Origin of the sequence: Intestinimonas sp. RTP31139st1_F5_RTP31139_211217, from assembly GCF_040226735.1 — a bacterium.
Lineage (GTDB): Bacteria > Bacillota > Clostridia > Oscillospirales > Oscillospiraceae > Intestinimonas > Intestinimonas butyriciproducens.
In genome coordinates this window covers 19,561-42,490 of sequence record NZ_JBCOAQ010000004.1, presented here as the reverse complement: position 1 = coordinate 42,490, position 22,930 = coordinate 19,561, and the positions used below count along the sequence as shown (strand labels likewise).

Annotated in this window: 30 protein-coding genes and 1 other RNA gene; 24 read left to right on the top strand and 7 right to left on the bottom strand. The window is 60.4% G+C overall.

Annotated features, from left to right (window positions below; genetic code table 11):
• Positions 1-13: 13 nt before the first annotated feature.
• Entirely contained in the window at positions 14-1,084 is a 1,071-nt protein-coding gene (locus tag ABUA09_RS04780) for a GntR family transcriptional regulator (protein ID WP_349949179.1), read from the bottom strand.
• The gene (locus ABUA09_RS04775) at positions 1,069-1,461 is read right to left on the bottom strand and encodes a GntR family transcriptional regulator (RefSeq protein ID WP_242857346.1); all 393 of its coding nucleotides are present in this window, start codon (positions 1,459-1,461) and stop codon (positions 1,069-1,071) included. Before ABUA09_RS04775 ends, ABUA09_RS04780 begins: the two co-directional genes overlap by 16 nt.
• 257 nt (positions 1,462-1,718) lie before the next feature.
• On the opposite strand from ABUA09_RS04775, the gene ABUA09_RS04770 reads away from it, so the two are divergent.
• From ABUA09_RS04770 to ABUA09_RS04760, 3 genes are all read left to right on the top strand, one after another.
• Positions 1,719-2,357: a PleD family two-component system response regulator gene (locus ABUA09_RS04770; protein ID WP_227152111.1), complete on the top strand. Its 639-nt coding sequence runs from the start codon at positions 1,719-1,721 to the stop codon at positions 2,355-2,357.
• Positions 2,358-2,584: 227 nt separating this feature from the next.
• The gene (locus tag ABUA09_RS04765) at positions 2,585-5,170 is read left to right on the top strand and encodes a response regulator (RefSeq protein ID WP_227152112.1); all 2,586 of its coding nucleotides are present in this window, start codon (positions 2,585-2,587) and stop codon (positions 5,168-5,170) included.
• 99 nt (positions 5,171-5,269) lie between these two features.
• Complete coding sequence (locus ABUA09_RS04760) at positions 5,270-5,575, top strand: response regulator (RefSeq protein WP_227152113.1); 306 nt, start codon at positions 5,270-5,272, stop codon at positions 5,573-5,575.
• Positions 5,576-5,733: 158 nt separating this feature from the next.
• Here ABUA09_RS04760 and ABUA09_RS04755 read toward each other — a convergent pair whose 3' ends face one another.
• From ABUA09_RS04755 to ABUA09_RS04735, 5 genes are all read right to left on the bottom strand, one after another.
• The gene (locus ABUA09_RS04755) at positions 5,734-6,144 is read right to left on the bottom strand and encodes a MaoC family dehydratase (RefSeq protein WP_033118541.1); all 411 of its coding nucleotides are present in this window, start codon (positions 6,142-6,144) and stop codon (positions 5,734-5,736) included.
• Between the two features lie 68 nt (positions 6,145-6,212).
• Positions 6,213-7,763 (bottom strand): acyl CoA:acetate/3-ketoacid CoA transferase, encoded by a 1,551-nt coding sequence (locus ABUA09_RS04750; protein WP_033118542.1) that lies wholly within the window; start codon positions 7,761-7,763, stop codon positions 6,213-6,215.
• A 168-nt stretch (positions 7,764-7,931) separates the two neighbouring features.
• A complete protein-coding gene (locus tag ABUA09_RS04745; protein WP_349949176.1) occupies positions 7,932-8,699 on the bottom strand; it encodes a hypothetical protein in 768 nt (255 codons plus the stop codon).
• A 602-nt stretch (positions 8,700-9,301) separates the two neighbouring features.
• On the bottom strand, positions 9,302-9,655 hold the full coding sequence (locus ABUA09_RS04740) for a hypothetical protein (protein ID WP_349949175.1): 354 nt from the start codon (positions 9,653-9,655) through the stop codon (positions 9,302-9,304).
• A gap of 1 nt (position 9,656) precedes the next feature.
• Entirely contained in the window at positions 9,657-10,181 is a 525-nt protein-coding gene (locus ABUA09_RS04735) for a helix-turn-helix domain-containing protein (RefSeq protein WP_349949173.1), read from the bottom strand.
• 148 nt (positions 10,182-10,329) lie between these two features.
• Here ABUA09_RS04735 and ABUA09_RS04730 point away from each other — a divergent pair, with 148 nt between their 5' ends.
• The 21 genes from ABUA09_RS04730 to terL all read left to right on the top strand — a co-directional run bounded on the left by ABUA09_RS04730 (position 10,330) and on the right by terL (position 22,926).
• A complete protein-coding gene (locus ABUA09_RS04730; RefSeq protein WP_349949172.1) occupies positions 10,330-10,554 on the top strand; it encodes a helix-turn-helix domain-containing protein in 225 nt (74 codons plus the stop codon).
• Positions 10,551-10,814, top strand: coding sequence for a DUF7678 domain-containing protein (locus ABUA09_RS04725; RefSeq protein WP_349949171.1), 264 nt, complete (start codon positions 10,551-10,553; stop codon positions 10,812-10,814). Before ABUA09_RS04730 ends, ABUA09_RS04725 begins: the two co-directional genes overlap by 4 nt.
• Before the next feature lie 7 nt (positions 10,815-10,821).
• An RNA gene (locus ABUA09_RS04720) (hammerhead ribozyme type II) lies at positions 10,822-10,889 on the top strand.
• A 17-nt stretch (positions 10,890-10,906) separates the two neighbouring features.
• Positions 10,907-12,886 (top strand): Mu transposase C-terminal domain-containing protein, encoded by a 1,980-nt coding sequence (locus ABUA09_RS04715; protein ID WP_349949170.1) that lies wholly within the window; start codon positions 10,907-10,909, stop codon positions 12,884-12,886.
• Positions 12,879-13,838, top strand: a complete 960-nt coding sequence (locus ABUA09_RS04710; protein WP_349949169.1) for an AAA family ATPase — start codon at positions 12,879-12,881, stop codon at positions 13,836-13,838. The genes ABUA09_RS04715 and ABUA09_RS04710 overlap by 8 nt, the downstream gene beginning before the upstream one ends.
• A gap of 13 nt (positions 13,839-13,851) precedes the next feature.
• Positions 13,852-14,181: a hypothetical protein gene (locus ABUA09_RS04705; protein ID WP_349949167.1), complete on the top strand. Its 330-nt coding sequence runs from the start codon at positions 13,852-13,854 to the stop codon at positions 14,179-14,181.
• A 114-nt stretch (positions 14,182-14,295) separates the two neighbouring features.
• Positions 14,296-14,847, top strand: a complete 552-nt coding sequence (locus tag ABUA09_RS04700) for a helix-turn-helix domain-containing protein (RefSeq protein WP_349949165.1) — start codon at positions 14,296-14,298, stop codon at positions 14,845-14,847.
• Positions 14,847-15,809: an ATP-binding protein gene (locus tag ABUA09_RS04695; RefSeq protein ID WP_349949163.1), complete on the top strand. Its 963-nt coding sequence runs from the start codon at positions 14,847-14,849 to the stop codon at positions 15,807-15,809. Before ABUA09_RS04700 ends, ABUA09_RS04695 begins: the two co-directional genes overlap by 1 nt.
• Positions 15,806-16,273 carry a helix-turn-helix domain-containing protein gene (locus ABUA09_RS04690; protein WP_349949162.1) on the top strand — a complete coding sequence of 156 codons (468 nt, stop codon included), beginning with the start codon at positions 15,806-15,808 and terminating at the stop codon, positions 16,271-16,273. The genes ABUA09_RS04695 and ABUA09_RS04690 overlap by 4 nt, the downstream gene beginning before the upstream one ends.
• On the top strand, positions 16,266-16,454 hold the full coding sequence (locus tag ABUA09_RS04685) for a hypothetical protein (RefSeq protein ID WP_349949160.1): 189 nt from the start codon (positions 16,266-16,268) through the stop codon (positions 16,452-16,454). The genes ABUA09_RS04690 and ABUA09_RS04685 overlap by 8 nt, the downstream gene beginning before the upstream one ends.
• Positions 16,448-16,696, top strand: coding sequence for a hypothetical protein (locus ABUA09_RS04680; RefSeq protein ID WP_349949158.1), 249 nt, complete (start codon positions 16,448-16,450; stop codon positions 16,694-16,696). Before ABUA09_RS04685 ends, ABUA09_RS04680 begins: the two co-directional genes overlap by 7 nt.
• 17 nt (positions 16,697-16,713) lie before the next feature.
• A complete protein-coding gene (locus ABUA09_RS04675; RefSeq protein ID WP_349949157.1) occupies positions 16,714-17,109 on the top strand; it encodes a hypothetical protein in 396 nt (131 codons plus the stop codon).
• Positions 17,110-17,216: 107 nt separating this feature from the next.
• Positions 17,217-17,471, top strand: a complete 255-nt coding sequence (locus ABUA09_RS04670; RefSeq protein WP_349949155.1) for an AbrB/MazE/SpoVT family DNA-binding domain-containing protein — start codon at positions 17,217-17,219, stop codon at positions 17,469-17,471.
• Positions 17,464-18,156, top strand: coding sequence for a hypothetical protein (locus tag ABUA09_RS04665; RefSeq protein WP_349949153.1), 693 nt, complete (start codon positions 17,464-17,466; stop codon positions 18,154-18,156). Before ABUA09_RS04670 ends, ABUA09_RS04665 begins: the two co-directional genes overlap by 8 nt.
• An 18-nt stretch (positions 18,157-18,174) precedes the next feature.
• Positions 18,175-18,660, top strand: coding sequence for a regulatory protein GemA (locus tag ABUA09_RS04660; protein WP_349949151.1), 486 nt, complete (start codon positions 18,175-18,177; stop codon positions 18,658-18,660).
• Positions 18,657-18,968: a Mor transcription activator family protein gene (locus tag ABUA09_RS04655; RefSeq protein WP_337649172.1), complete on the top strand. Its 312-nt coding sequence runs from the start codon at positions 18,657-18,659 to the stop codon at positions 18,966-18,968. Before ABUA09_RS04660 ends, ABUA09_RS04655 begins: the two co-directional genes overlap by 4 nt.
• Before the next feature lie 100 nt (positions 18,969-19,068).
• Entirely contained in the window at positions 19,069-19,461 is a 393-nt protein-coding gene (locus ABUA09_RS04650; protein ID WP_349949150.1) for a hypothetical protein, read from the top strand.
• Positions 19,454-19,783 carry a type VI secretion protein gene (locus tag ABUA09_RS04645; RefSeq protein WP_349949149.1) on the top strand — a complete coding sequence of 110 codons (330 nt, stop codon included), beginning with the start codon at positions 19,454-19,456 and terminating at the stop codon, positions 19,781-19,783. The genes ABUA09_RS04650 and ABUA09_RS04645 overlap by 8 nt, the downstream gene beginning before the upstream one ends.
• A 3-nt stretch (positions 19,784-19,786) precedes the next feature.
• Positions 19,787-20,350 carry a phage protein Gp27 family protein gene (locus tag ABUA09_RS04640; protein WP_349949148.1) on the top strand — a complete coding sequence of 188 codons (564 nt, stop codon included), beginning with the start codon at positions 19,787-19,789 and terminating at the stop codon, positions 20,348-20,350.
• Positions 20,351-20,354: 4 nt separating this feature from the next.
• Positions 20,355-20,873 (top strand): transcription termination/antitermination NusG family protein, encoded by a 519-nt coding sequence (locus ABUA09_RS04635; RefSeq protein WP_349949147.1) that lies wholly within the window; start codon positions 20,355-20,357, stop codon positions 20,871-20,873.
• A gap of 298 nt (positions 20,874-21,171) precedes the next feature.
• Positions 21,172-22,926, top strand: a complete 1,755-nt coding sequence (gene terL, locus ABUA09_RS04630; protein WP_349949146.1) for a phage terminase large subunit — start codon at positions 21,172-21,174, stop codon at positions 22,924-22,926.
• Positions 22,927-22,930: the final 4 nt, after the last annotated feature.

Below are 22,930 nucleotides of genomic sequence, written 5' to 3'. Positions count from 1 at the left end.
GGGAAGCGGCAGGTTAGAGGAGCCCCAAGGGTGGAGCCATGACGGCCTCCGCCTCGCTGAGCCGGTAATACTGGATATACTGTGTCCGGACCATCTGGAAAGAGCTGCGGTAGTAGTCGGCCATCTCCAGGGAAAAGGTCTCCATATCCTCCGCCAGCAGAGCGTCGAAGGCGGCACGGCTTTTGTGGTTTACCCGCCGGACCCTCTCGGAACGGGACTCATGCAGAAGGGTGCAGTAGCCCCAGCGCACCAAGTGCTCTGTCTCAAGGAAAATTGCCCGCAAGGGCTCTGGGTCCAGATGCCTGCCGATGCACTCTACCAGGAGGATCAGCGGGATGGCGTCGGGGCGCTTGAACTGGGCCGCCAAGGCCGCTTTCTCCTCCGCGGTGAAACGCGGAGCGGCCAGCCGTGCGGCAGGGCCGGCCAGCAGGGCCATGAATTGCAGTCCGTAGAGATACCGCATCGCGTCCCGCTTTCGGGTGGGATTCCGCACGGCGCGGCAGACGGTCTCGATGGAACACCTCTGGGCGATGCTGCCCTTCACATTGAGGGTGCGGCAGTAGCCAAGCCGCCGCAGTTCGACCAGTGCCTTGCGCACCGTGGTCAGGGAGACGCCGTAGGCTTTGGCGAGTTCAGCCTCATGGGGAAGATACTGTTCCAACGGATAGACGCCGGTGTTGATCTTGGCAATAAGATCCTGTGCGATCTGGATATAGATCGGATCGTACCCATATAGTCCTCCCCACTGAAAGGGCTCCGCCGGTGGGAGCACTACGCCCCGGTACTCCGCTTCCAGCAGATTGAGAGACATCCGAACGGCGTCGGCAGTGCGCAGATAACTGGCAGTCAGCCAGTTGTATTTTTCCTGGATGTTCCGGTTTTCCAGGGCCGTAAAAAAATCCCCATGCCAATCCATTTGCGCGCGGAGAGGGGAATCGTCACACGTAAAGAAAAACGGCAGGTGGCTGTATCGGTTAAAGCGGGCATAGACTTCAGAAAACAACGGATTTCCGCACGCTTGAAGCAGTTCCCGGCACAGCCGGGACAGCAGGCCCCACTCACGGGGCTTCATGCCCCGGTGCATGGCCCGCTTCGTCTGTTCATAACACGGGGCAAGAGACGCATATCACATGTCTGGGAGGCAAAGGATGACAGCAGCGGCATGACGATTGCAAAGGCATCATACAGCTCCGCCAGCTGTCCCCTGTGGGACAGCACTGCAAGGGCGGCGGGCATGCCGCCCTCCCAGCAGACCTGCGGCGGCTTTCTGTTCCTGGAGGCGATGTAGCCCTCTTCCCGCAGCCTGACCGTCACCTCTTTTGCGGTGCGAAAACCGATCTGGTATTCCTGCCGCAGGCGCTGGATGGACGGAAAATCGCCGCCGGAGGGGAACTGCCCGGTCACGATTCGCCCTTTTAAATCCTGATAGACCCGGGAGAACAAGGTCACATACTGCTCCATACTATCATGTTCCTTCCTTAGGCTTGCTCCCATGATAGCAGGCAACAAAAATTTCTGCAATACTATATACATATGGTCGAAGTTAGCGTATTGTCAGAAAACGAGTTTTTTTGTATACTAAACCAAAATTGAACGTATTTCTGTAGAAAGAGCAGCAATAACAGAGACCAAAGGCCCTTTCTCGGGAGCGGCCCTTGTGCGCTGCTTTCCTTTTTGCGGGGAACCGGGCGAGAGCGCGCAAAGGAGAGTGCGGCCAGATGGAACAGGCCATCGGGAATGCCCCATACGTCGCCCCGCAGACGCTGCTGATCGTGGATGACGACGCGATCAACCGCGGCATCCTGGACAATATTTTCTCTGCCTATTACATGGACGGCCTGGAGACCTTGCAGCATCTCAAACGTTTGGACCTTCTGGACGAGGTGCCGGTGTTCCTCATCACGGTCGAGAGCAGCGACGCCTTGATGGAGTCCGGGGACCGTGTCCGACGCATTCACGACATCACCCAACATATGCTGGAGCACACCGACTGGGGAGAGGGACTGACCCAGGAGAGCATGGAACAGATGGACACCTTTTTCCCGGTGGAGGAAGCACTCGCCGGGATGGACGCTTGGAAAAAGGAACAACTCGCCGCTGCGGGCATCAACGTGGCCGGTGTGCTGAAACGGTTTGCGGGAAATGAGGCGCCTTTGGAGCGGATGCTGCAGAGGTTTACCGGGGATGCCGATTACGCGCAGCTCATGGAGGCGGCAGGAGGCCCATATGCTGAAGGGGCTGACCGGAAACCTATTGATGACGGCGCTGTGTCCGCTGTTCACCCGCCAGGTGGAGTGGGGACCCGGACGAGGCTTATGCCATGCTGCCGGAGATCACACGGGCCTATGAGCGGATAGTAGGAGCTATCGGCGCGATCGGCAGATAAAACACAGCGCTGTAGGGGCCGGCGGAGGTGCGGACGCCGGAGGGCGGGGATGGACGCCCGTTTCTCCAAGTCCCTCGACGTTGAAAAACGGCGCAATCTGATGCGGCACGTTCTGCCGCAATGCCGTACCGGAGGAAGGGCATCATTCTGTTTCCGCCGCCGGAGCGGGACGGTGCGGACAAAGGAAGGGGAAGGGGCATGAATAAGAAGATCATTCGGTTTTTATGGGTCAGTTTTATCGGTCTTCTGGCCCTGTGCATCGGCGTGTTTTCGGCGATTACCAGCTTTATGGTCAGGCAGAACAACGCGGCCCTGAACCGGGTGGTGGATACCTATATGGAGGGTATGAGCACCCAGATTCAGCGCCATTTTGAGACAATGGTGGATATGCGCCTGATTCAGGTGGGGGGGATCGTCCAGGCAATACCACCGGAGAGCGTGACCACCCTGGATCAGACGACCAGAGAGCGGTTCGAGAGAGCGGCCGCGTACCGGGGCTTTATCCACTTGGCGCTCTACAGCATCGAGGGAGAGGCCGAGGTCCTCTATGGCGAGGATGTGACGGTGGAGGACAAGGAGATTTTCCTGGCCGACATGAACAACGGCGACAAGCTGGTGACCCTGGGGACCACGGCCGGCGGAGAGACGATGCTGCTCTATGGTATCTCCGTGGGCTATCCCAACGATGTGGGCTACCCCATGTCCGGCGGACAGAGGTGTACCGCCCTGGTGGTGGGCCTTCCCATCGACCAGATCAACAACGCCCTTTCCCTGGGGGTGGACAGCACCCTGATCTTCACCCATATCATCCGGTCCGACGGTACCTTTGTGGTAGAGAATGCGGACATCGCATCCGATAACTGCTACGACTGGATCAGGGAAAACGGTCGGAACTACGGCCTGGAGGACATCGACGACACGATGGCGGAGCTGCGGCAGGCCGTAGAGGCCCGCACAGAGTTCAGCATGGTGGTGTCCATCGGCGGCGAGGCGGGCCACGTCTATTGCGTGCCCCTGCCCAATACGGAGTGGACCATGGTCACGGTCATGCCCCGCGGCGTTCTGGACGAGGCGCTGGCTACCCTGGGCAATCAGCGCGTGTGGACTGCCCTGGCCGGGTGCAGTATTATCATGCTGGCAATGCTGGCGATCTTTCTGGTCTATTTCCGCTTCTCCCGGCAGCAGATGGCGGAGCTGGACAAGACAAAGCAGAAGGCGGAGCACGCCAACCGGGCCAAGAGCGAATTCCTGTCCAATATGAGCCACGACATCCGCACCCCCATGAATGCCATTGTGGGCATGACGGCCATCGCCACCAAAAATATCGATAAACCGGACCAGGTGAAGGACTGCCTGCGGAAGATCACGCTCTCCAGCCGGCATTTGCTGGGCCTCATCAACGATGTGCTGGACATGTCCAAGATCGAAAGCGGCAAGCTGACGCTGGACATGGAGCTCATCTCCCTGCGGGAGGTCATGGACGGCATCGTCAGTATAGTACAGCCCCAAATCAGCGCGAAAAAGCAGGTATTTGACATCTTCATCCAGGACATCCGGGAGGAGCGAGTCTACTGTGACGGCGTGCGCCTCAACCAGGTCCTGATCAACCTGCTCTCCAATGCGCTGAAATTCACGCCTGCCGGCGGCCAAATTCATGTGACGCTGAGCCAAGAGCCCTCTCCAAAAGGGGAGGGATACATCCGCACCCACTTCTTGGTCGAGGACACCGGCATCGGCATGTCCCCAGAATTCCAGAGCCGGATTTTTGAGTCTTTTGTGCGGGAGGACAACAAACGGGTCCACAAGATCGAGGGCAGCGGTTTGGGCATGGCCATCACCAAGTACATCGTAGACGCCATGGACGGCACCATCGAGGTGCAGAGCGAGCTGAACAAGGGCAGCCAGTTCCATGTGACGCTGGATCTGGAGCGATTCGAAGAGCGGGAGGAGGAGATGCTCCTGCCCGCCTGGGACATCCTGGTGGTGGACGACGACGAGCGGCTCTGCATCAGCGCCGCCGACGCACTGCAAGAGATCGGACTGCGGGCAGACTGGACGCTGGACGGCTCCTCTGCCATTGAGATGGCGGAGCGCCGCCATGCGGAGGCGCGGGATTACCACATCGTGCTCCTGGACTGGCAGATGCCCGGTATGGACGGCATCGAGACTGCACGAAGGATGCGGGAGAAGATTGGGGAAGACGTTCCCATCCTGATCATCTCCGCCTATGATTGGGGCAGCATCGAGGCGGAGGCCCGGGCTGCAGGGGTCAGCGGCTTTCTCTCCAAGCCGCTGTTCAAGTCCACGCTGTACTATGGGCTCAGCCGCTTCAAGGAAGGGGCGGAGGCCAAGAACGAGGCCGACCAGGAGGCCGGGGCGGACTATACCGGCAGGCGGCTTCTGGTAGCGGAGGACAATGAACTGAATTGGGAAATCGCCCGTGAGCTGCTTGCCCCCTATGGATTTGAGCTGACCTGGGCGGAAAACGGTCGAATCTGCCTGGAGAAGTTCCAGGCGTCCGAGCCGGGCTGGTATGACGCGGTGCTAATGGACCTGCGGATGCCGATGATGGATGGCTATGAGGCCACGAGGGCCATCCGCGCTTGTGACCGCCCGGACGCGGACATACCCATCATCGCCATGACGGCGGATGCCTTTTCCGAGGACATCCAGCGCTGCATCCAGTGCGGCATGAACGCCCACGCGGCCAAGCCCCTGGATATGCGGGAGTTGCTGCGCACGCTGCAGGGGCTGATGTCCCCGACGGCCAATGGCCCGGGATAGTGAGCGGCCCCTGTCCGATAAGCGGAAGGGTGACGTGAGAAGCATGAAGAGAGTCAAAACGACAATAATTTTGGGGCTCAGAACCGGTTTTATGGCCTGATGCTTCTGGTGTTTTTGCTCCTGGCAATCGCCAATCTGGATATCCTGCAAAACAAGCGGCTGGAAAACGCCCAGCAGGTGGGCCGCACCCTGGCCCGCAGCTATGCGGTCGAAGAAGGGCGCAGCGTCTCCATTCTCGCGGTCACCGCCAACGCCTTTGCCGAGGACATCGCAGCCACCACGGAAGTCGGGATGAACGCCCACATCTCCAAGCCCATTGCTTTTGGCATCCTCTACCAGAACCTGGTGGAACAGATGCGCCGAAAGGGCCTTGAAGAAGGCAGATCCGATGTTGGAACGGCTTGAGCTGGGCGGCGTCCAAACACAAACTGGGGGAGAGACCGGCAGGGCCAATGGCATGGGGCGTGCCCAGCCGTGAATTTTGGCGGAGAGACGGTGCAAGGCGGGCGTATCTCATCGATGAGATACGCCCGCCTTGCGTGACGGTTTGGCGCGGCTGCCGGTCATGCCTTCGGCGGCATAACGGTGGCCATTCCCTGGATGACGATTTCATCCCGCTGATTGGTACAGACCGTGTCAAATTTGACGATGTTCTTTTCCGGTATGATCTCACGGACCGTGCAGGTCGCCGTGACGGTGTCTCCAATATGGACGGGCCTGGTAAACTTCAATTCCTGGCCGAGGTAGATGGTCCCGGGGCCGGGCAGCTTCATGCCCAGGACTGCCGAAATGAAGCCGGCGCCCAGGATACCGTGGGCGATCCGGCCGCCGAAGGGGGTCTGGCTGGCCGAGACCTCATTGGTGTGGGCGGGGTTTAAGTCTCCGGTAATGCCGGCAAAGAGATAGACATCCGTCTCGGTGACGGTTTTGGTTGTGCTGGCGCAGTTGCCCAGCGTTATTTCCTGGATCGTCATGAAGCAGACCTCCTGATATTTCAATAGGGTGTTCTCTCTGTTTTACAGGGCAAAGGCGTCGGGCCGGTCTAATGGACAAGACCCATGCGCTCCTCCCGGAAGATACGCGCGTCCATTGTCTTGACGTCTTTTAGAATGGGGGTAAAGTCCATCTGGCTGAGAATATCCCTCTGGATGTCGATTCCGGGGGCCACCTCCTTCAGCTCCACACCGTCGGCGGTCAGCTCAAAAACGGCCCGTTCGGTGACATAGAGGACGGGCTGTCCGTGCCTGACGGCATAGGCTCCGGCAAAAGTGACCTGTTCGACCCGATCGATCAGTTTTTTGACCTTGCCCTCCTGTTGGATGACCAGACGGCCCTCCCCTACCGCGATCTTTAGCCCGCCGGCGGTAAAAGTCCCGCAGTAGACGACTTTCTTGGCGTTCTGCGTGATGTTGATAAACCCGCCGCAGCCCGCGATCTTGGGCCCAAACTTGCTGACATTGATGTTTCCGCTCCTGTCCATTTGGGCCAGGCCCAGAAAGGCCACGTCCAGACCGCCGCCGTCATAAAAGTCGAACTGCGTGGGCTGCTCCAGGATACAATCCACATTGGTAGACGCGCCGAAATCCTTCCCCCCGGCGGGGACGCCTCCGATGCCGCCCACTTCGGTGGTAAGGACCATGCCCTCCATGCCCTCCTCAGCGGCCACAGCGGCCACACCTTCCGGCATGCCGATCCCCAGGTTTGTAACGGCATGGGGGACCAGCTCCATGGCGGCCCGTCGGGCGATGATCTTACGTTCGCCCATGGGGAGGGGGGCCAGGGCATCCAGGGGTATGCGGACCTCTCCCGAGAAGGCGGGGTCGTAACGGGTCCCGAAGGTCTGCATGTGATTTTCAGGACTTCCCACCACCAGCGCGTCCACATAGATTCCGGGTATGCGGACCAGCCGGGCGTCCAGGCAGCCGTGAGAGACCACCTTTTCCACCTGAACGATGACTTTGCCGCCGGAATTGTGGGCGGCCTGGGCCTGGGCAAGCGCCTCGGCATAGGCGCCCTCTTTTTCAAAGGTGCAGTTGCCGTGACAATCGGCATAGGTTGCGCGAATCACCGCGATGTGGATCGGGAAGGAAGGGTAAAACAGCTTCTGCTCACCCTGAAGTTCAATGAGCTTGACCAGATCGCCCGCGTCCCGGGCCGCCTGGTTGATCTTTCCCCCCTCCAGGCGGGGGTCCACGAAGGTGTCCAGGCCGACATGCGTTATGACGCCGGGACGTTTCGCCGCGATTTCGCGGAATAGTTCGGAAATGACGCCCTGGGGCAGGTTGTATGCGGCCAGCTTATTTTCCGCGGCCAATCTGCCCAGCTTGGGCGCCAAGCCCCAGTGCCCGCCGATCACGGTTTTGCACAGGCCCGCCACCGCCAGATGGTTCAGACCGCGGTCGGCGCTGTCACCCTGGCCCGAGGCGTAAACGACCGTCAGATCCCTCGGGTGTCCCTGCCGCGCGGCCTCCTCCAGCGCCGTCATGATCTCCTCCGGATGCATTAGCCCATTGGCAAACCCGCCGAAGGTAACGGTCGCGCCATCGTAGAAGTAGGCTGCGATTGCTTCTTTTGCCGTCATAACTTTTGCCATGATTCCGCTTCCTTTCTGTCTCGAGGGCCGCGCGTCTCCCGCCGGGGCCGTGCGCGCCGTGTCGTGAAAAATAGTTTGAAATGGGGAAGATGGAAAGAGGGCCGGCGGCCATATTGATGGGCGCTGACCCTTTCCACTTATGTCGGCTTCACCGCCGCGTTGATCGAATCAGATCAGCCCAACGATTGCCATACCGGCAGCGACCAGCGCCAGAACGATTGGGGTAATTACGGTCATGACCATAACATAGGGATAAGACTCCTTGGTGGTGACGCCGCAAACCTGGGCCTCCATCACGAAGGTGGGGCAGTGGGGCAGAGTGTCCATTCCCATGGCCGCCATGCCCACGACCTTATAGAGCGCCTGGGCGTTGACCGTGCCCAGAGCCATAAACTGGTCAGCCATGGTGCTGCAGAAGATTTGGGTGCCGCTGAGAGAAGCGCCGGTGATGCCGGAGAACACATTGGTGACGATAACGGCGGAGATGTAGGGGTTCATTTTGTCGGCCATCAGCATGGCAAACTTCATGAAATACTCAAACCCGGGACAAATTTTGACCACAGCGGCAAAGCCCATCAGAGCGGCGGTCAGAAGCAGGGGATTGATGCTGGAGAGCCACCCGTTGACAAAGTCCTGTACGATATGTCCCTTCAGATATTTGTAATTTGTGAGAATCAGAACAATGATACCGGCCCCCATGGCAGTACAAATGCTGTCGGAAGCGCTCATGGCGTTGGCGAGGGCCAGCTTCAAAACGACAATGACCACGTAAGGCAGAATGGCCATGTGGATGGGGGGCAGCTCCTTGCCGCCGGTGCTGCCCGCGATCAGCTCGGCATCACTTTCCGAGGCGACGAACCCGATGCCGCGGGCACGCAGGGAATTGGCAGCCCAGGTGTAAGTTTTCAGGATAGTTGAGAAATGTAGGCCGGTCAAAGGGTTTGATGTGAAATATCCCGAAAAAACACGGGAACTGGCCTAAAATCAAGGTATTCAAGCGGTAGAAGTGTAAAAAATCAAGCAAGAAATTGTAGTCCTGTGAAAATGGGATTGCAATTTCTTTTTTTGTTTTTTACCCCAACCAGGCCACCAGGGAGGCGGTCAGGCGGCGGGGTTTTAAGAGGCCCTTTTAAGGGCGTTTAAGCGGACAGGGCGGCAGGCACGGCGAGAGGGCGAAAAGCACGGCGCGGCGGGGGCTTGCGGGGTTTTAAGAACACAAAAAAGACCTTTTAAGCGGGGCGCGCACCGAGCGGCTTCTCCCCTGCTTGAAAGGTCTTTTTCTTTGTTGAAAGGCCCGGACAGCCCGGACAAAATGTGTCCGCGCTCCAAATTGGTGTCCGCACCCCGGAAATAGGGGCTTTGCGGGCACTCGGCCCTGAAAATGTCCGGGCCAGAATGTCCGGGCTAAAAGGGCCGGACAAGCGGTTTTTAAGAGGCTCTTAAAAGGCGGCGTTTAAGAGGGCACGGCAACACCGAAAGTATAACGGAATTTGTGATTTTCTGACAAAAGCCTTACATGAATAGACCTATCCGATACATTACAAAGGTAAAGATGTCAGCAGTGCCCATGCCTTATCCAGTCTTTTGGCCGCATCAGAATAGTTTCTCTCATCATTATCACGGGCAAACACAAGTAGAGCGGCCTGCAACACACGAACTTCATTTTGATAGTCTTTTTCTTTTCGATAGATGATGGGCAGCCGAAGATACGGGAGAGGATAATGCGCCAATTCGCTTACAAAGCCTTCGTAAATCGCAATAGCTTTTTTTATGTTTGTTTTTTCAAATTGTTGTGCCTTAGTTAGTAACTTCCAATCAGCTTCAGTCTTTTTTTCTTCCGCTATTTTTTGATCCAGCTCATGTTTCCATTCATCGGCACTCATTATCTTCATGCTATTTCTCCCTTTTGTACTGCTCCAACTGTGTCAGCTCGGCGGCCCGCTTCGCCAACTCAGTGCGTCCTTGCGGATTCAATGCGAAGGCGGCCTGGAAGATCTGCGCGAACTGCTCCCCATCCAGATCAGCGGGGCCGTCATCGTGGAGCAGCTGGATGGTCACAGTTTCCATCACCCCGGACAGGATGGAAACGGCCAGCATCTGCCGCTCCTGGGAGCTGCAGTCAAAGTCCAGCTTGAAAGTCTGGAACAGACCCACCAGACCATCCAAGCGATCCTGAATTACGGCACTGTTTTGAAGGAATGTTTCACGGTCTATCTCACACCGGAGATATTCCCCACTTACTTTAAAAAAGCGCTCCAGAGCAGCCATCGCTTTTGAGTTCGGCTCCCGCAGGCCGTTTTCATAGTTGCGAACTGCCGCCATGCTTACACCGATTCGCTGTGCCAGCTGTTCCTGAGTTAACCCAGCAGCTTTTCTCAGCTCTTGGATACGCTGTCCCATCGCACTTTTTTTATTCATACAAGTACACCTTCTCTCTGAAAAACAAGCATAGCAGAAATATATACAAATGTAAACAGAGAAACGAGAAAAACGCTTGACATATACAAATGGAAACATTATAATGGGTGCATAACATATACAAACGGAAACAAAAGGAGGGGCGATAATGCTACTCAGGGTAAATGCGGCGGAACTCCAGCGTCAGAGAGAAAAGCGAAACATGACACCTTATCGGCTGGCGGTAGAAGCGGGACTTCCGGTAAATGCAATTTACCGCCTGGAGGATGGATCGACCAAGATGACCAGCCACCTCCGTGCCAGAGAAATTGCAAAGGCATTACATTGTAAAACAGAAGAGATATTCACTGAAGCGAAAGGGGAAGCAGTATGAAGATCACGGCGATGGGACAGCAGAACGGCTGGATGTCCGGTACCATTGAGGGCGGCTACGAATGGGAAGCCAAGGTATATAGAGAGCCGTCCGAGTTCGGGATCAATGGGGGCCGAGTCAGCAAGCTGTACATCTGGCCAGCGGGCCAGGGCCGGGCACCCGCGCTGGTGAGCTACGACCGGGGGTGGGATCAGGAGCCGGAGACCCCGGAGGTTAAAGCGGTTTTTGAAGCGCTTTTGAACTACCTGGAGAACACATAAGCCAATGAGCCGAAACCGCCCGGCAAGGGCGGTCTGCAGGGGATAACCTCCCTGCACTGACGATGGCAGGTTATGAAAGGCAGGTGAAGGGAATGGCGGTCACATTGAGTTCGCAGGAAGTGGCGGCGCTGACGGGTAAAACCGAGCGCACGATCCGCCGCTGGGCCGAAAATGGGAAAATCCCCGCCGAAAGGACTTTGAACAAGTTCAATTCCCCGGAATACTTTTTCAGCCTGAACGATCTGACCCCTGACCTGCAGGAGAAGTATTACAGCCAGCTCCGCGCCAGCCTGCCGGAGGCCAGCCTGCCGGAGGCCAGCCTGCCGGAAAAGGCAAAACCGAAGGCGGCCAAGCCGCTGGACACCTATTCCGCTGATGAGCAGGAGGAGATCGCCTTCTGGCTCCGGCTGGTGAAGCGGTGGCAGGACTACCGGAACAAGCCGGGGGCCAACAAGACAGAGGTGGACGCGCGCTTCGTGCAGTGGTGCAAGCTGGAATACCCGGAGCGGGCCATATCCGTGGATACCCTATACCGCCGCTGGAACGCAATGCGGGCCAACGACCTGGACGGCCTGATCGACAAGCGGGGCAAGTGGAAGAAGGGCCGGAGCAGCATACCGGATCCCATGTGGCAGGCATTCCTGTACTTCTTCCTGGATGAGCGGCAGCACCCCCTGAAAAAGTGCTATGAGTACACTAAGCTGGAGATGCAAACGAGCTTCCCGGAGCTGGTGGGGGATATGCCGAGCTACACGACCTTCTACCGCAGGGCGCAGGCCGACATCCCGGAGCCGCTGAAGGTGCTGGGCCGTGAGGGTGAGAAAGCCTTCCGCGACCGCTGCGCCCCGTATATCCGGCGTGTCTACGACGATATGCGGAGCAACGAGTGGTGGATCGCCGACAACCACACCTTCGACATCATCACCGAGGGCGAGAACGGCCAGCGCCACCGCCTGTATCTGACGGCCTTCTTTGATGCCCGGTCGGGCATCTTCACCGGATGCTTTGTCACCAACGCCCCCAGCAGCCAGTCAACCCTGATCGCGCTGCGGCGCGGCATTCTGAAATACGGCATCCCGGAGAACATCTATGTGGACAATGGCCGCGAGTTCCTGACCTACGATGTGGGCGGCCTGGGCCACCGGAAGAAGAAGCCGAAGGACGGCCAGGAGCGGTTTGAGCCGCCCCCGGTATTCGAGCGGCTGGGCATCCACATGACAAACGCCATTGTGCGGAACGCAAAGGCAAAGATCATCGAGCGGCGCTTCCGGGATGTGAAAGACCACCTCTCCCGCCTGTTCGACACCTTCACCGGAGGCAATGTGCTGGAGAAGCCGGAGAGCCTGAAGTTCATTCTGAAGGACGGCAGGATCCCGCTGGACTCCACCCTGGTGGAAACGGTGGAGGAGCTGCTGGACTGGTATTTCAACCAGCAACCCTACGGCGGCGCGGTGGCCAAAGACCACGGCAAGCCCCGCCAGCAGGTCTACAACGAAAACCTGCACACCAAGCGGGTGGCCAGCGCCGAGGACTTAAACCTGATGCTGATGCGGAGCAGCCGCGCGCAGAAGGTCACACGCCGGGGCGTACACCTGGACATCGCGGGCCAGCGCATCGACTACTGGAACGACGATCTGGTGTTCAACTACCTGGGCCAGCAGGTCTATTACCGCTACGACCCGGACGATCTGAGCGAGGTGCGGGTGTACGACCTGCAAGACCGCTTCATTATGAGCGTCCCCGCCGACAACACGGCGGTGCTGACCTACGGGGCCAGCAAGGAGGAGGTCAAGGAGGCCATGGCCAAGGTGCGGCGCATGGAGCGCATCACCAAGGAGGCCAAGAAGGTCAGCACCTTCCCAGCCTTCGGGCGGCACACGGCGCTGGAGCTGGTCATGGAGGCCACCCACGAGAGCAAGGTCGCACGGATCATCCCGCCCGCCGATCCGAGGGTGCTGGCGCTCCAGCGGCCTGACGAGGAGCCGCTGCTGAAGGCGGTGGCAGGCGGGCCGGATCTGGACACGATGAATCGAAACGCACTGAAACGAAATGGAGGAGCCGAGCATGAGTAAGGAATACAACAGCGCACTGCAGGCACGGGTGGAGCAGTTCCTGAAGGAAAAGAACATCAGCCAGGCCAAAGCCGCCCCGCTCATGGGGATCAGCCAGACGGCGCTGAGCCAGTACCGCCGCAGTATGTACGACAACGGGAACATCGGGGAGCTGGAGAACAAGCTGATGGAGTTCTTCCGCACCCAGGAGGAGCAGGAGGCCAGCACCGAGAAGGCCCTGCCCTACCGCCCCACCCAGGAGTATATCCCCACCTCCATCTCGGAGGATGTGTATAAGCTCATCCGCTACTGCCAGCTGGAGAAGGGCATGGTCATCATCCACGGGGATGCGGGGATCGGCAAGACCAAGGGGGCCGAGCGTTTTGTCCGGGAAAACCCCACGGCCAGCGTCTATATCCAGGCCACGCCCAGCACGGGCACCCTGGCCAACCTGCTGAAGGTGCTGGCGCGGGCGCTGAAGGTGCCGGAAACCCGGAGCAAGCTGGATCTGACGCTGGCCATCCGGGAGAAGCTGGAGGGCACGAACAAGGTCATCATCATTGACGAGGCCCAGCACCTGCAGCTGCGCTCCCTGGAGGAGATCCGCACCTGGGCGGACGCCAACCCCATCACGGGGCAGCAGGGCGTGGGCATCGCGCTGATCGGCAACACGGAGGTCTACACCCGGATGGTGGGCAAGCAGGAGGCGCGGTTTGCCCAGCTCTTCTCCCGCATCCGCATGAATCGCTACTACAGCACCCGAAAGGTCACCGAGGAGGATGTGGCGAAGCTGTTCCCCAAGCTGGCCGAGGAGGGCCGGAAGAAGGAGCTGAACTTCCTGCACGGCATCAGCCAGTCGAAGTGGGGCATCCGGGGCGCGGTGAATGTCTACAACAACGCAGTGAACAACGAGGACATCAGCTATGATGGGCTGTATGCCATGGCCCGCACCATGGGCATCGGCCTGGTATGAGGAGGGAGCGAACATGAAAAAGGTCAGTAAACTGCTGCACTTGATTTTGGGCTTTTCCGCAGGGCTTCTCGCCGGGGCGTTTATCCGGCTGGGGTTTGAGATCATCCATGGCCGCCCGGCGGCCATCGGGGGCGAGGCGCTGATCCTGCCGCTGGTCATCCTCCTGGTCTGCTTCGGGTTTGCGCTGGGGAAGGAAGTCAGGGTGCAGAGGAATTTCAGCCGGGTGTACGAGAAGGGCTACCGGAAGGGGTACGGCGAGGGGCTGGAGGACGGGACGGTGGAGATCCACAGCCACATTGATGTGTACAGCTTCCCGGAGGAATTTCAAGTCAGGAGTGAATGAACGCCTGGGGCTTCGGCCCCGGCCTTAATGCAGCTCCCCCAAGGGGGAACGGTCACAAGCCCGTGAAAATGCAGAGTGAGGCAAGCCATAGAGCGCGGAAAGGAGGGGCCAGCCGTGTCTGACCACGCCGCCCTGACCAGAGAGGAGCAGGAGTTCGCCGCAGAGCACTGCGGGCTGATCGACCTTCACCTGAAGGTCAACGGACTCGACCCGGACAAGTGGTGGGATGTGCTGGTGTTCGGCTACCTGACCGCCGTGCGCTGCTGGTTTCGCGTCCCGCAGGTACGCAGGTGGGCCTTCCCTACGATTGCCAAGGTAAAGATGCGCGGGGCCATGGGCAACCAGCTGCGGTATGAAAACCGCGCCATGCGGCGGGGCCAGGCCGCAAGCCTGGACGCCGATCTGGACGGTTTGGAGGCCGTCACGCTCTATGACCTGCTGCCCGGCAGCAGCGGTGCCGAGGAACAGGCCGTTTTCGAGATGCTGATGTGCAGCCTGGCTTCCGGGCTGACGGGCACCGAGAAGGCAGTGCTTCGGCTGACCACCGAGGGCTACGGCAGGGGCGAGATCGCCAGGAAGCTGGGCATACCGCACCAGCAGGTGAAGGACACCCTGGCCGTCCTCCAGCGCCGCTGCGCGGAGGAACAAATCGTGGAGGCGGTTTGATGCGCTATCCCAAGAAACTATCCAAGCGGGCCGACGAGATCCTGGCCGCCCGCCGCCAGACCGCACAGGCGCGCCACGGGCGGGCGATGCTGGCCCTGGATGAGCAATACCCGGAGATCCAGGCCACAGGGCGGGAGCTGGCGCTGCTGTACGCACAGCGGGCGCGGGCCAGCCTAAACCCCGACGAGGACACCAGCGGGACGGAGGCGGCGATCCGTGAGGCCCAGGCGCGCCGGGCGGCGGCTCTGGCCGCCGCAGGCGTGACAGAGGCCGACCTGGAGCCAGCCTATACCTGCCCACGCTGCAGAGACCGTGGCGTGGCAGAGGGCGGCCAGATGTGCGAGTGCCGCCAGGTAATCCTCAACCAGCTGGTGTATGAGCAGCTGTGCGATGTGTCCCCGGCGCGGGAGTGCAGCTTTGAGAACTTCGAGCTGCGCTACTACGACGAGCGGCTGCGGCCCACCATGCGGAAGGTGGTGGAGAGCAGCCAGCGGTATGTCCGGGAGTTCGGCGGCCAGAGCCAGAGCCTGCTGTTCACAGGGGCACCGGGGCTGGGCAAGACCCACCTCTCCCTGGCCATCGCCGAGGGAGTGGCCAAGGCGGGCCACCTGGTCATGTATGTGTCCGCGCCGCACCTGATGGATCAGCTGGAGCTGGGGAAGTTCCAGAAGGACGATGCGGCGCTGGAGTTCCGGGAGGTCATCTTCGGGTGCGACCTGCTGGTGATCGACGACCTGGGCACCGAGCTGGTGACCCGTTACACGCAGGCGGAGGTCTATGACCTGGTCAACCACCGCCTGAACACGGGCAAGCCCACGATCATCAACACCAACCTGGGACTGCAGGAGATCGAGCGAACTTACAGCAGCCGGGTGTATTCCCGCCTGGCGGGGATGTACGCAGCGGTGCAGTTCAAGGGCCGGGACATCCGGCTCCAAAAGAAACAGGAGGGCTACCGATGAAGGAAAAAACCATTCTCGCGCAGAATATCCAAACGCTCCGCAAGGAAAAGGGCTGGACGCAAGAGGAGCTGGCAGAAAGGCTGAGGTGCAGCTTTGACGCAATTCAGGCTTATGAATGCTGCAAACGGGAGCCAGCCTGCAAAGTGATGGTCGCTCTGGAGCAGGTGTTCGGTGTAACCAGGGAACAGCTGTATGGGCTGGAGCCGCTTCCCCATCCAGAGGCCAGGGAGCCGCAGATCCAGCTGCACGAAACCCCGCTTCCCCACCGGCTGGCCCCGGCCAGCTATCTCATCGGCATGGACGGCGGCAGCGAGGACGGCGACCTGCCCGGCATCTGCATCGCCTGCTCGGAGTGCGGCCAGGTCATTTTCTCCGGCACCCTTGCCCCCGGAGCCGAGGCCACGGTGGAGATCCCGCAGAGCTGCCCGCGCTGCAGCGTGACGGGAGGGCGCGGCGATGAGTAAAGCCCCGAAAGGCGGACGGAGCTACACCGGGCGGTTTTGCACGATCTTCTATTGCGACAAGGTGCAGGCGAGCCGCTGCTGCGCCGACTGCGACAGACGGTGCGCCAACGCCTGCCAAAACCACCCGTCGCGGTGCGGGCTGGAGGACGAGGCCCGCCGAAGGAGGGGAAGAAAGTGCTGACCATCACGATCCAGGTGAACGCGCCGTCCGGCCAGGCCATCGGCATCAAGGAGGACATCGCCACCTATCTGGAGAAGTTCGGCGACGCCAGGGTGGTGTCCGTTGTGGAGAAGCTGCCGGAGCAGCTGCGGATGGACGGCCCGCCTCAGCGCGGCGCTGGCCCCGCCGAGCGCACCCGGCAGGCGGTCTATGCAACCGGGAACAGATGGGCCATTGAGAACTTCGAGGCCACGCACGGCTGAATGGGAGGTGATGCCCGATGACGAAAGAGGAATGGAAGCAGGCGGAGGAGGCCCTGACCCACTTCTTCCATCCGGTGGAGCTGAAGGTGGACGGATACGACATCACCCTGATCTTGGAGCGGGTGAGCGTGTATCAAAACAAGATCATGGTCTATATCGGCGGCGAGTTCCGGGGCCAGTGGATGGCCGAGGACTGCGAGGTGCGCCGCCGCTTCCTGCAGGAGCAGCGGCACAGCATCCTCTCCGGCAAACAGCGGGCCGAGTTTGAACGGCTGCCGAAGCGGAGGCAGAAGGAGCTGCGCGAGAAGTACCCCATGCAATATTCCTGCTTCACCCCGCAGTGGTCATCCTTTCGGGCGCTGAAGAAACACTTCTGCGCCAACAACCAGAGCATCGAACTGGTCAAGGTATGAGCAGGGGGCTTCGGCCCCCGGCCTTAATGCAGCTCCCCCAGGGGAACGGTCGCCAGCCCGTGAAAATGCAGAGCGAGGCATCACAAGAACAGAAGGAGGTTAAGCCAATGCGAAACGCATCGAAGCGCATGGGGAAAAAGGGCACCCTGACCATCCCGCAGCACCTTCGGCACGAGCTGGGGCTGGAAGGCGGCACCGCCGTGGATCTGACCCCCACGGGGGACGGCGGGCTGGTGATCCAGAAGCACCGCCCCACCTGCAACATCTGCCACGGCACCTATGAGGTGGTGACCTTTAAGGGCTTCCAGATCTGCCGGGAGTGCTTCCTGGGCATCCGGGAGGAGGTCGAGAAACTTGGCTGACACGCTGGTGGAGATGAAAACCAAGATGGAAGAGCGGGCCGACCAGGTGCGGCGCTATGTGGACGAGTACGCCGCCCTGACGCTGGAGGCCGACCGCATCAAGCAGCGGATGGAATGGCTGAAGGGCCAGTTTGAAACCCTGGCCACCGGCGCGCTGAAGGACACCAAGCTGCTCTCCATCAGCTATTGGGGGACGCAGAACAGCCGGGTGACGGTGACGAACACGGCCACGGTGAAGCCCATCTCCCTGACGATGGTGAAGAAGGTGCTGGGCAATGTGGCCGGGGACTTCGTGAAGTCCGAAACCGTGGACAAGATGACCGAGCCGTGCAAGCGGCTGCTGGCGATGGTCTGCCAGGGCAACTTCACGACGGGCAGCCTGGAGGAGACCATCCAGGCCATCACCGGCGACGCCAAGATCCAGGCGACCCTGCGGAAGAAGCTGAAGGGCCGCTGGGAGAAGGACAAGGCCCTGCTGGAGAAGGTGGCCGGGCTGCCGGAGCAGGAGGCCAGCGACTGGGCTTTCCTGGCCGCCGAGGTCATCAACTGGGAATGGCTGGCGCAGGTGCTGGAGGCCGCAGGCTGGGAGGGCACGGCGCAGGAGGCCATTGACATCATCCGGGCCGCCGTGATCGTGGAGGAAGGCATGAAGGTCGGCGTGGAAGCCGAGCAGCCGGAAGTGTAAGAGAAAGGAGGGGCGGGCATGGCAGCCATCAACGCCCAGCAAATTCGGAAGATCTACGCCATCGGGAATGCCCTGGGCATTGTGGAGCGCGGGAGCGAGGACGATGACCTGCACGCGCTGGTGTCCGCCCTGACCGGGAAGGACTCGGTAAAGTCCCTGACCTACTCGGAGGCGCAGGCGGTGATCGCCGACCTGCAGAAGCGGCAGGGGGCGGCCCCGCTGCCCAGGCACAAGCCCAAGACCCACCCGGAGCGCCCAGGCGGGGCCACAGACGGCCAGCAGCGAAAGGTGTGGGCGCTCATGTACCAGCTGGCCAAGGCGGATAAGGAGCCGAGCACGGCCTCCCTGGGGGAGCGGCTGTGCGGCATCATCCGCAAGGAGCTGCGGATGGACTCCACCCCGCAGCAGCCCTTTATCTGGCTGGACTTCCGGGCCTGCAACAAGCTGATCGAGGTGCTGAAGGGCTATGTGAACAATGCAAAGCGAGGTGGTGGTCACGGATGAGCGCGCTGGATCGGGTGCAGCTGTCCGACCTGGACGAGGAGCAGCAGCAGGTGGCCGAGCTGATCGGCCTGGACAATTACAAACGGCTGGTGACCGTGTTCGGGGGCCTTTCCATCTACATCCCCAAAGCGGACGCCTGGGAGCGGATGGCCCGCGACGAACAGATCCGCGAGGAGTTCGACGGGTACAACTTCAAGGAGCTGGCTGGAAGGTACGGATTGACAGAAGTGCGGATCAGGAGTATTGTATCAGATAAGATGCGGGAGTTCCGCGCCCGACCCATGGATGGGCAACAATCCCTCTTTTAAGCAATTTCATAAAGGGCTTTATTTTCCCGCTTCGCAAATAGAAGGTACAATCGGTGTAAATCCGATGTACCTTCTATTTTTTTGCGCGGGGGTTTTCACTATGACATTTGACGCTGGTACCTGGTGGCTGGCCGTGCTGCTGCTTGGATTTGTAACTGCCGGGCTGGTCTATCTGCTGAAGCGATCTCTGTTCGGGCGCATCGACAAGCTGGACGAGGCGATGAAGGAGATCAGCGAAAACAGCGTGAAGAAGTCCGACTATGAGAGGGCGGTTCAATCCCTTCAGGCAGACATCAAGCAGATCCGGGCTGATTACACCCCCCGCGCCGAGCACCGGAAGGATCTGGACGAGTGCCGGGGTGATATTAAGCAGATCAAAGCGGACTACATCACCAAGGAGGACTTCTTCCGGGAGCAGGCCAAGACCGACCGGAAGCTCGACCGGATCATGGATATATTGCTGGAAATGAAAGGAGATAAGAAGGGTGAGTAATCTGGAAAAGCGCGCGCTGCGGGCGGGCAGCTTCGTCCACAACAACGGCAAGGTGCTGCGCACGGTGAACATCCTGCGGCTGAAGTACAACAAACTGACGGGTGTGCAGAGCGTCCTGGCGGATGACGGCATCGCCGAGGACGAGTTCCTGGACAGTGTGAACTTCCTGGCCGAGGAGGGCTACATCCACCTGCGGCGGATCTCCACCAAGGAGTCGGCGGCCCTGGCCGACACGGACTACACGGCGCTGGAGGCCAAGCTGACGGGCAGGGGCATCCGGCTGCTGGCCGGGGGCATCGAGGACGATATGATCGAGGTGTAAGGGATGGGCAAGAAAGCGGGCAACCGAAAGCACAGTAAAATAGACGCTCTCGACCCCGCTCTGCGGGAAACAGTGGAGCAGATGCTCCTGTCCGGCAGCACCTATTCCGAGATCGTGGACTTCCTGGGCGAGAACGGGGTGGGCATCTCCGTCGCCAGCGTCTGCCGCTACGCCAGGGCATACCAGGCCGAGGTGCAGATGCTGAACATGGCCCAGGAGAACTTCCGGCGCATGATGGATGAGCTGGACAAATATCCCGACCTGGACACCACGGAGGCCATCATCCGGCTGACGAGCCAAAACCTGCTCACGGCCCTGGCCAACACCTCGGAGGAGGACTGGCAGGGCGTGAGCGTGGACAAGATGCTGCGCGAGGCCAACGCGCTGGTGCGCGCGGCGGCCTACAAGAAGCGCGTGGAGATCCAAAACCGGGACACCACCGAGGCGGGCCTGGATGCCGTCAAGTCCCTGGTGTGGGAGGCGATGGCCAAGGAGCGGCCTGACATTTACCGGCAGGTCAACGAGTTCCTGAACAGCAAGAAGCAGGATGGTTTGGAAGTGAGGTGAGCGCATGATAAGGTGGTATGTCCTGCAGGTATCGACCGGGCAGGAGACGGCGGTGCGGGAGGCGCTGCAGGGCCTGGGCATCCGGGCGGCGGCTCCCCGTGAGGAGCGGCTGATCCGCAGCGGCGGGGGCTGGACAACGAAGGTCTACACGCTGCTGCCCGGCTATGTGTTCCTGGCGCTGGAGTACAGCGCCGAGAGCTACTACCGGGTGAAGGCGATCCCTCATGTGCTCCGCTTCCTCGGCCCCAACGGGCTGACCCCGTCCCACCTGACCCACCTGGAGGTGGAGTGGCTGCGGCTGCTGGACAACGGCGGGGAGCTGCTGAAGCCCTCCAGGGTGGAGGAGCTGCCGGGGGGCGGCGTGCGGATCGTGGAGGGTGTGCTGCGCGGCTTCCCAGTCAGCAGCATCGACTATGACAAGCGCACCCGCCGCGCCAAGGTGGAGATCAGCTTGTGCGGAGAGCCGAAAACGCTCACCCTCTCTGTGGAGGGGGACGGGAGCGAAGAGGCCGGGAGTTCTTAAACGGCGTTTACAGGAAGCCGGGCAAAGCAGGCGGTTGATTCGTCCCGCCTGGGGAGGCCGGTGGAAATATGGGCAAATAACCGGGCTGAATGACAGGCTGGGTGGCGAAGCACACCCTTTGCACCCCTGTTTTTCGGCCCTGGTTTTGTGTTCCCGCCCGTAATACCGTTTAAGCGGCGCACAGACCCCTTTAAATTCGCCGCACCGGGCAGGCGGGGGTAATTTCCCCACCCCGCCCAAAAGCCCGCTGTGGGGCGGCTACGGCCCGCGATTGGACACAGGAGGAGGCAAGGTCATTTTGAAGCAGCGGAAAAAGCAGAGCATCAACGCCCTGGTCGGTGCGCTGGCCGAGGCTGAAAGCAAACTATACAACGAGGACAGCACAGACTTAAAGGGCCTTTGCGCGCTCTTAAAGGATTTCTTAAACAGGGACAGCACCCCGGAGCGCGTCCAGCTGCGGCGGGAGTTCGAGGCGGGGCTTCCGCTGACCGGGGAGGACGGCCTGCGCCGGAAGCTGGGGGCCATCGACATGGAGTTCTTCGGGCGGGCCTACTTCCCCCACTACTTCAGCCGCCCGTCCCCGGAGTTCCACCGGGAGCTGGATGCGATCTGGCAGCAGGGTGTGCTGAAGGGGCGCTATCCCCTGACGGCGGCGGAGATCAAGACGATCAGCCGCCTGCCGGGGGTGCGCCGGGCGGTGGCGGCCCCCCGTGGCCACGCCAAGTCCACCAACCTGACCTTCAAGGGGACGATGCACTCCACCCTGTACGGATACAAGCATTATCCCATCATCATCTCGGACAGCTCCGAGCAGGCCGAGGGCTTCCTGGACAACATCCGGGTGGAGTTCGAGGAGAACACCGCGATCCTGGAGGACTTCGGGCCGCTGGCGGGCAGCGTGTGGCGCAGCAATGTGCTGGTGACCAAGACCAACATCAAGATCGAGGCCATCGGCAGCGGCAAGAAGATCCGTGGCCGGAAGCACAGGAACTGGCGGCCCGACCTTATTATCCTGGACGATGTGGAGAACGATGAGAATGTGCGGACGCCGGAGCAGCGGAGCAAGCTGAAGAACTGGTTTGACAAGGCGGTGAGCAAGTCCGGCGACGATTACACCGACATCGTCTATATCGGCACCCTGCTCCATTATGACAGCCTGCTGGCCAAGACACTGACCAACCCGGCCTACCGCTCTATCAAGTACAAGGCGGTGATCCAGTTCTCCCAGGCGGATGACCTGTGGCAGCAGTGGGAAAGCATCTTCACCGACCTGTCCAACGATGACCGGGAGGCCGACGCGCTGGCCTTCTTCCAGGCGCACAAGGCGGCCATGCTGGAGGGCACCCAGGTGCTGTGGGAGGAGAAGCTGTCCTACTACGACCTGATGGTGATGCGGGTGTCGGAGGGCGAGGCTTCGTTTAACTCCGAGGAGCAGAACGAGCCGATCAACCCGGATGACTGCCTGTTCATGGAGGAGTGGTTTGAATACTACAACGAGGCGGAGATCAACTTCCGCGACCCGGTCTTTGACTTCTTCGGGTTTATCGACCCCTCGCTGGGCAAGACCAAGCGGAGCGACTTCTCCGCCATCGTCACCCTGGCCAAGCACCGGAGCAGCGGATATATGTATGTGGTGGATGCAGACATAGAGCGGCGGCACCCCGACCGGATCATCGCCGATGTGCTGGCCAAGGAGCGGTGGCTCCGGGCCAGCTTCGGCCACGGCTACCGGAAGCTGGGCGCGGAAACAAACCAGTTCCAGTGGTTTCTGAAGGAGGAGCTGGCCAAGGCCAGCGCGAAGGCCGGGCTATACCTGCCCATCGAGGAGGTGCAGCAGACCAGCGACAAGGTCATGCGCATCCAGACGCTGCAGCCGGATGTGAAGAACAAGTATATCAAATTCAACCGCCGCCACAAGCGGCTGCTGGAGCAGCTGACGCAGTTCCCCATGGGCGCGCACGATGACGGCCCGGACGCTTTGGAGGGGGCGCGCTCCATCGCAAAGCGGGTGAAGCGATTCCGCATTCTGGATCGGGCTGAGTTTGGAATTTAAGGAG

Excerpts from the sequence above, each read along its gene's own strand:
- ABUA09_RS04660 (WP_349949151.1), top strand. The coding sequence starts at position 18,175 with ATGGCAGCCATCAACGCCCAGCAAATTCGGAAGATCTACGCCATCGGG.
- ABUA09_RS04755 (WP_033118541.1), bottom strand. The coding sequence starts at position 6,144 with ATGACGATCCAGGAAATAACGCTGGGCAACTGCGCCAGCACAACCAAA.
- ABUA09_RS04775 (WP_242857346.1), bottom strand. The coding sequence starts at position 1,461 with ATGGAGCAGTATGTGACCTTGTTCTCCCGGGTCTATCAGGATTTAAAA.
- ABUA09_RS04655 (WP_337649172.1), top strand. The coding sequence starts at position 18,657 with ATGAGCGCGCTGGATCGGGTGCAGCTGTCCGACCTGGACGAGGAGCAG.
- ABUA09_RS04725 (WP_349949171.1), top strand. The coding sequence starts at position 10,551 with ATGAAGATCACGGCGATGGGACAGCAGAACGGCTGGATGTCCGGTACC.
- ABUA09_RS04740 (WP_349949175.1), bottom strand. The coding sequence starts at position 9,655 with ATGAAGATAATGAGTGCCGATGAATGGAAACATGAGCTGGATCAAAAA.
- ABUA09_RS04765 (WP_227152112.1), top strand. The coding sequence starts at position 2,585 with ATGAATAAGAAGATCATTCGGTTTTTATGGGTCAGTTTTATCGGTCTT.
- ABUA09_RS04710 (WP_349949169.1), top strand. The coding sequence starts at position 12,879 with ATGAGTAAGGAATACAACAGCGCACTGCAGGCACGGGTGGAGCAGTTC.
- ABUA09_RS04705 (WP_349949167.1), top strand. The coding sequence starts at position 13,852 with ATGAAAAAGGTCAGTAAACTGCTGCACTTGATTTTGGGCTTTTCCGCA.
- ABUA09_RS04750 (WP_033118542.1), bottom strand. The coding sequence starts at position 7,763 with ATGGCAAAAGTTATGACGGCAAAAGAAGCAATCGCAGCCTACTTCTAC.
- ABUA09_RS04685 (WP_349949160.1), top strand. The coding sequence starts at position 16,266 with ATGAGTAAAGCCCCGAAAGGCGGACGGAGCTACACCGGGCGGTTTTGC.
- ABUA09_RS04670 (WP_349949155.1), top strand. The coding sequence starts at position 17,217 with ATGCGAAACGCATCGAAGCGCATGGGGAAAAAGGGCACCCTGACCATC.
- ABUA09_RS04690 (WP_349949162.1), top strand. The coding sequence starts at position 15,806 with ATGAAGGAAAAAACCATTCTCGCGCAGAATATCCAAACGCTCCGCAAG.
- ABUA09_RS04650 (WP_349949150.1), top strand. The coding sequence starts at position 19,069 with ATGACATTTGACGCTGGTACCTGGTGGCTGGCCGTGCTGCTGCTTGGA.
- ABUA09_RS04635 (WP_349949147.1), top strand. The coding sequence starts at position 20,355 with ATGATAAGGTGGTATGTCCTGCAGGTATCGACCGGGCAGGAGACGGCG.
- ABUA09_RS04730 (WP_349949172.1), top strand. The coding sequence starts at position 10,330 with ATGCTACTCAGGGTAAATGCGGCGGAACTCCAGCGTCAGAGAGAAAAG.
- ABUA09_RS04695 (WP_349949163.1), top strand. The coding sequence starts at position 14,847 with ATGCGCTATCCCAAGAAACTATCCAAGCGGGCCGACGAGATCCTGGCC.
- ABUA09_RS04780 (WP_349949179.1), bottom strand. The coding sequence starts at position 1,084 with ATGCACCGGGGCATGAAGCCCCGTGAGTGGGGCCTGCTGTCCCGGCTG.
- ABUA09_RS04675 (WP_349949157.1), top strand. The coding sequence starts at position 16,714 with ATGACGAAAGAGGAATGGAAGCAGGCGGAGGAGGCCCTGACCCACTTC.
- ABUA09_RS04760 (WP_227152113.1), top strand. The coding sequence starts at position 5,270 with ATGCTTCTGGTGTTTTTGCTCCTGGCAATCGCCAATCTGGATATCCTG.
- ABUA09_RS04735 (WP_349949173.1), bottom strand. The coding sequence starts at position 10,181 with ATGAATAAAAAAAGTGCGATGGGACAGCGTATCCAAGAGCTGAGAAAA.
- ABUA09_RS04770 (WP_227152111.1), top strand. The coding sequence starts at position 1,719 with ATGGAACAGGCCATCGGGAATGCCCCATACGTCGCCCCGCAGACGCTG.
- ABUA09_RS04715 (WP_349949170.1), top strand. The coding sequence starts at position 10,907 with ATGGCGGTCACATTGAGTTCGCAGGAAGTGGCGGCGCTGACGGGTAAA.
- ABUA09_RS04640 (WP_349949148.1), top strand. The coding sequence starts at position 19,787 with ATGGGCAAGAAAGCGGGCAACCGAAAGCACAGTAAAATAGACGCTCTC.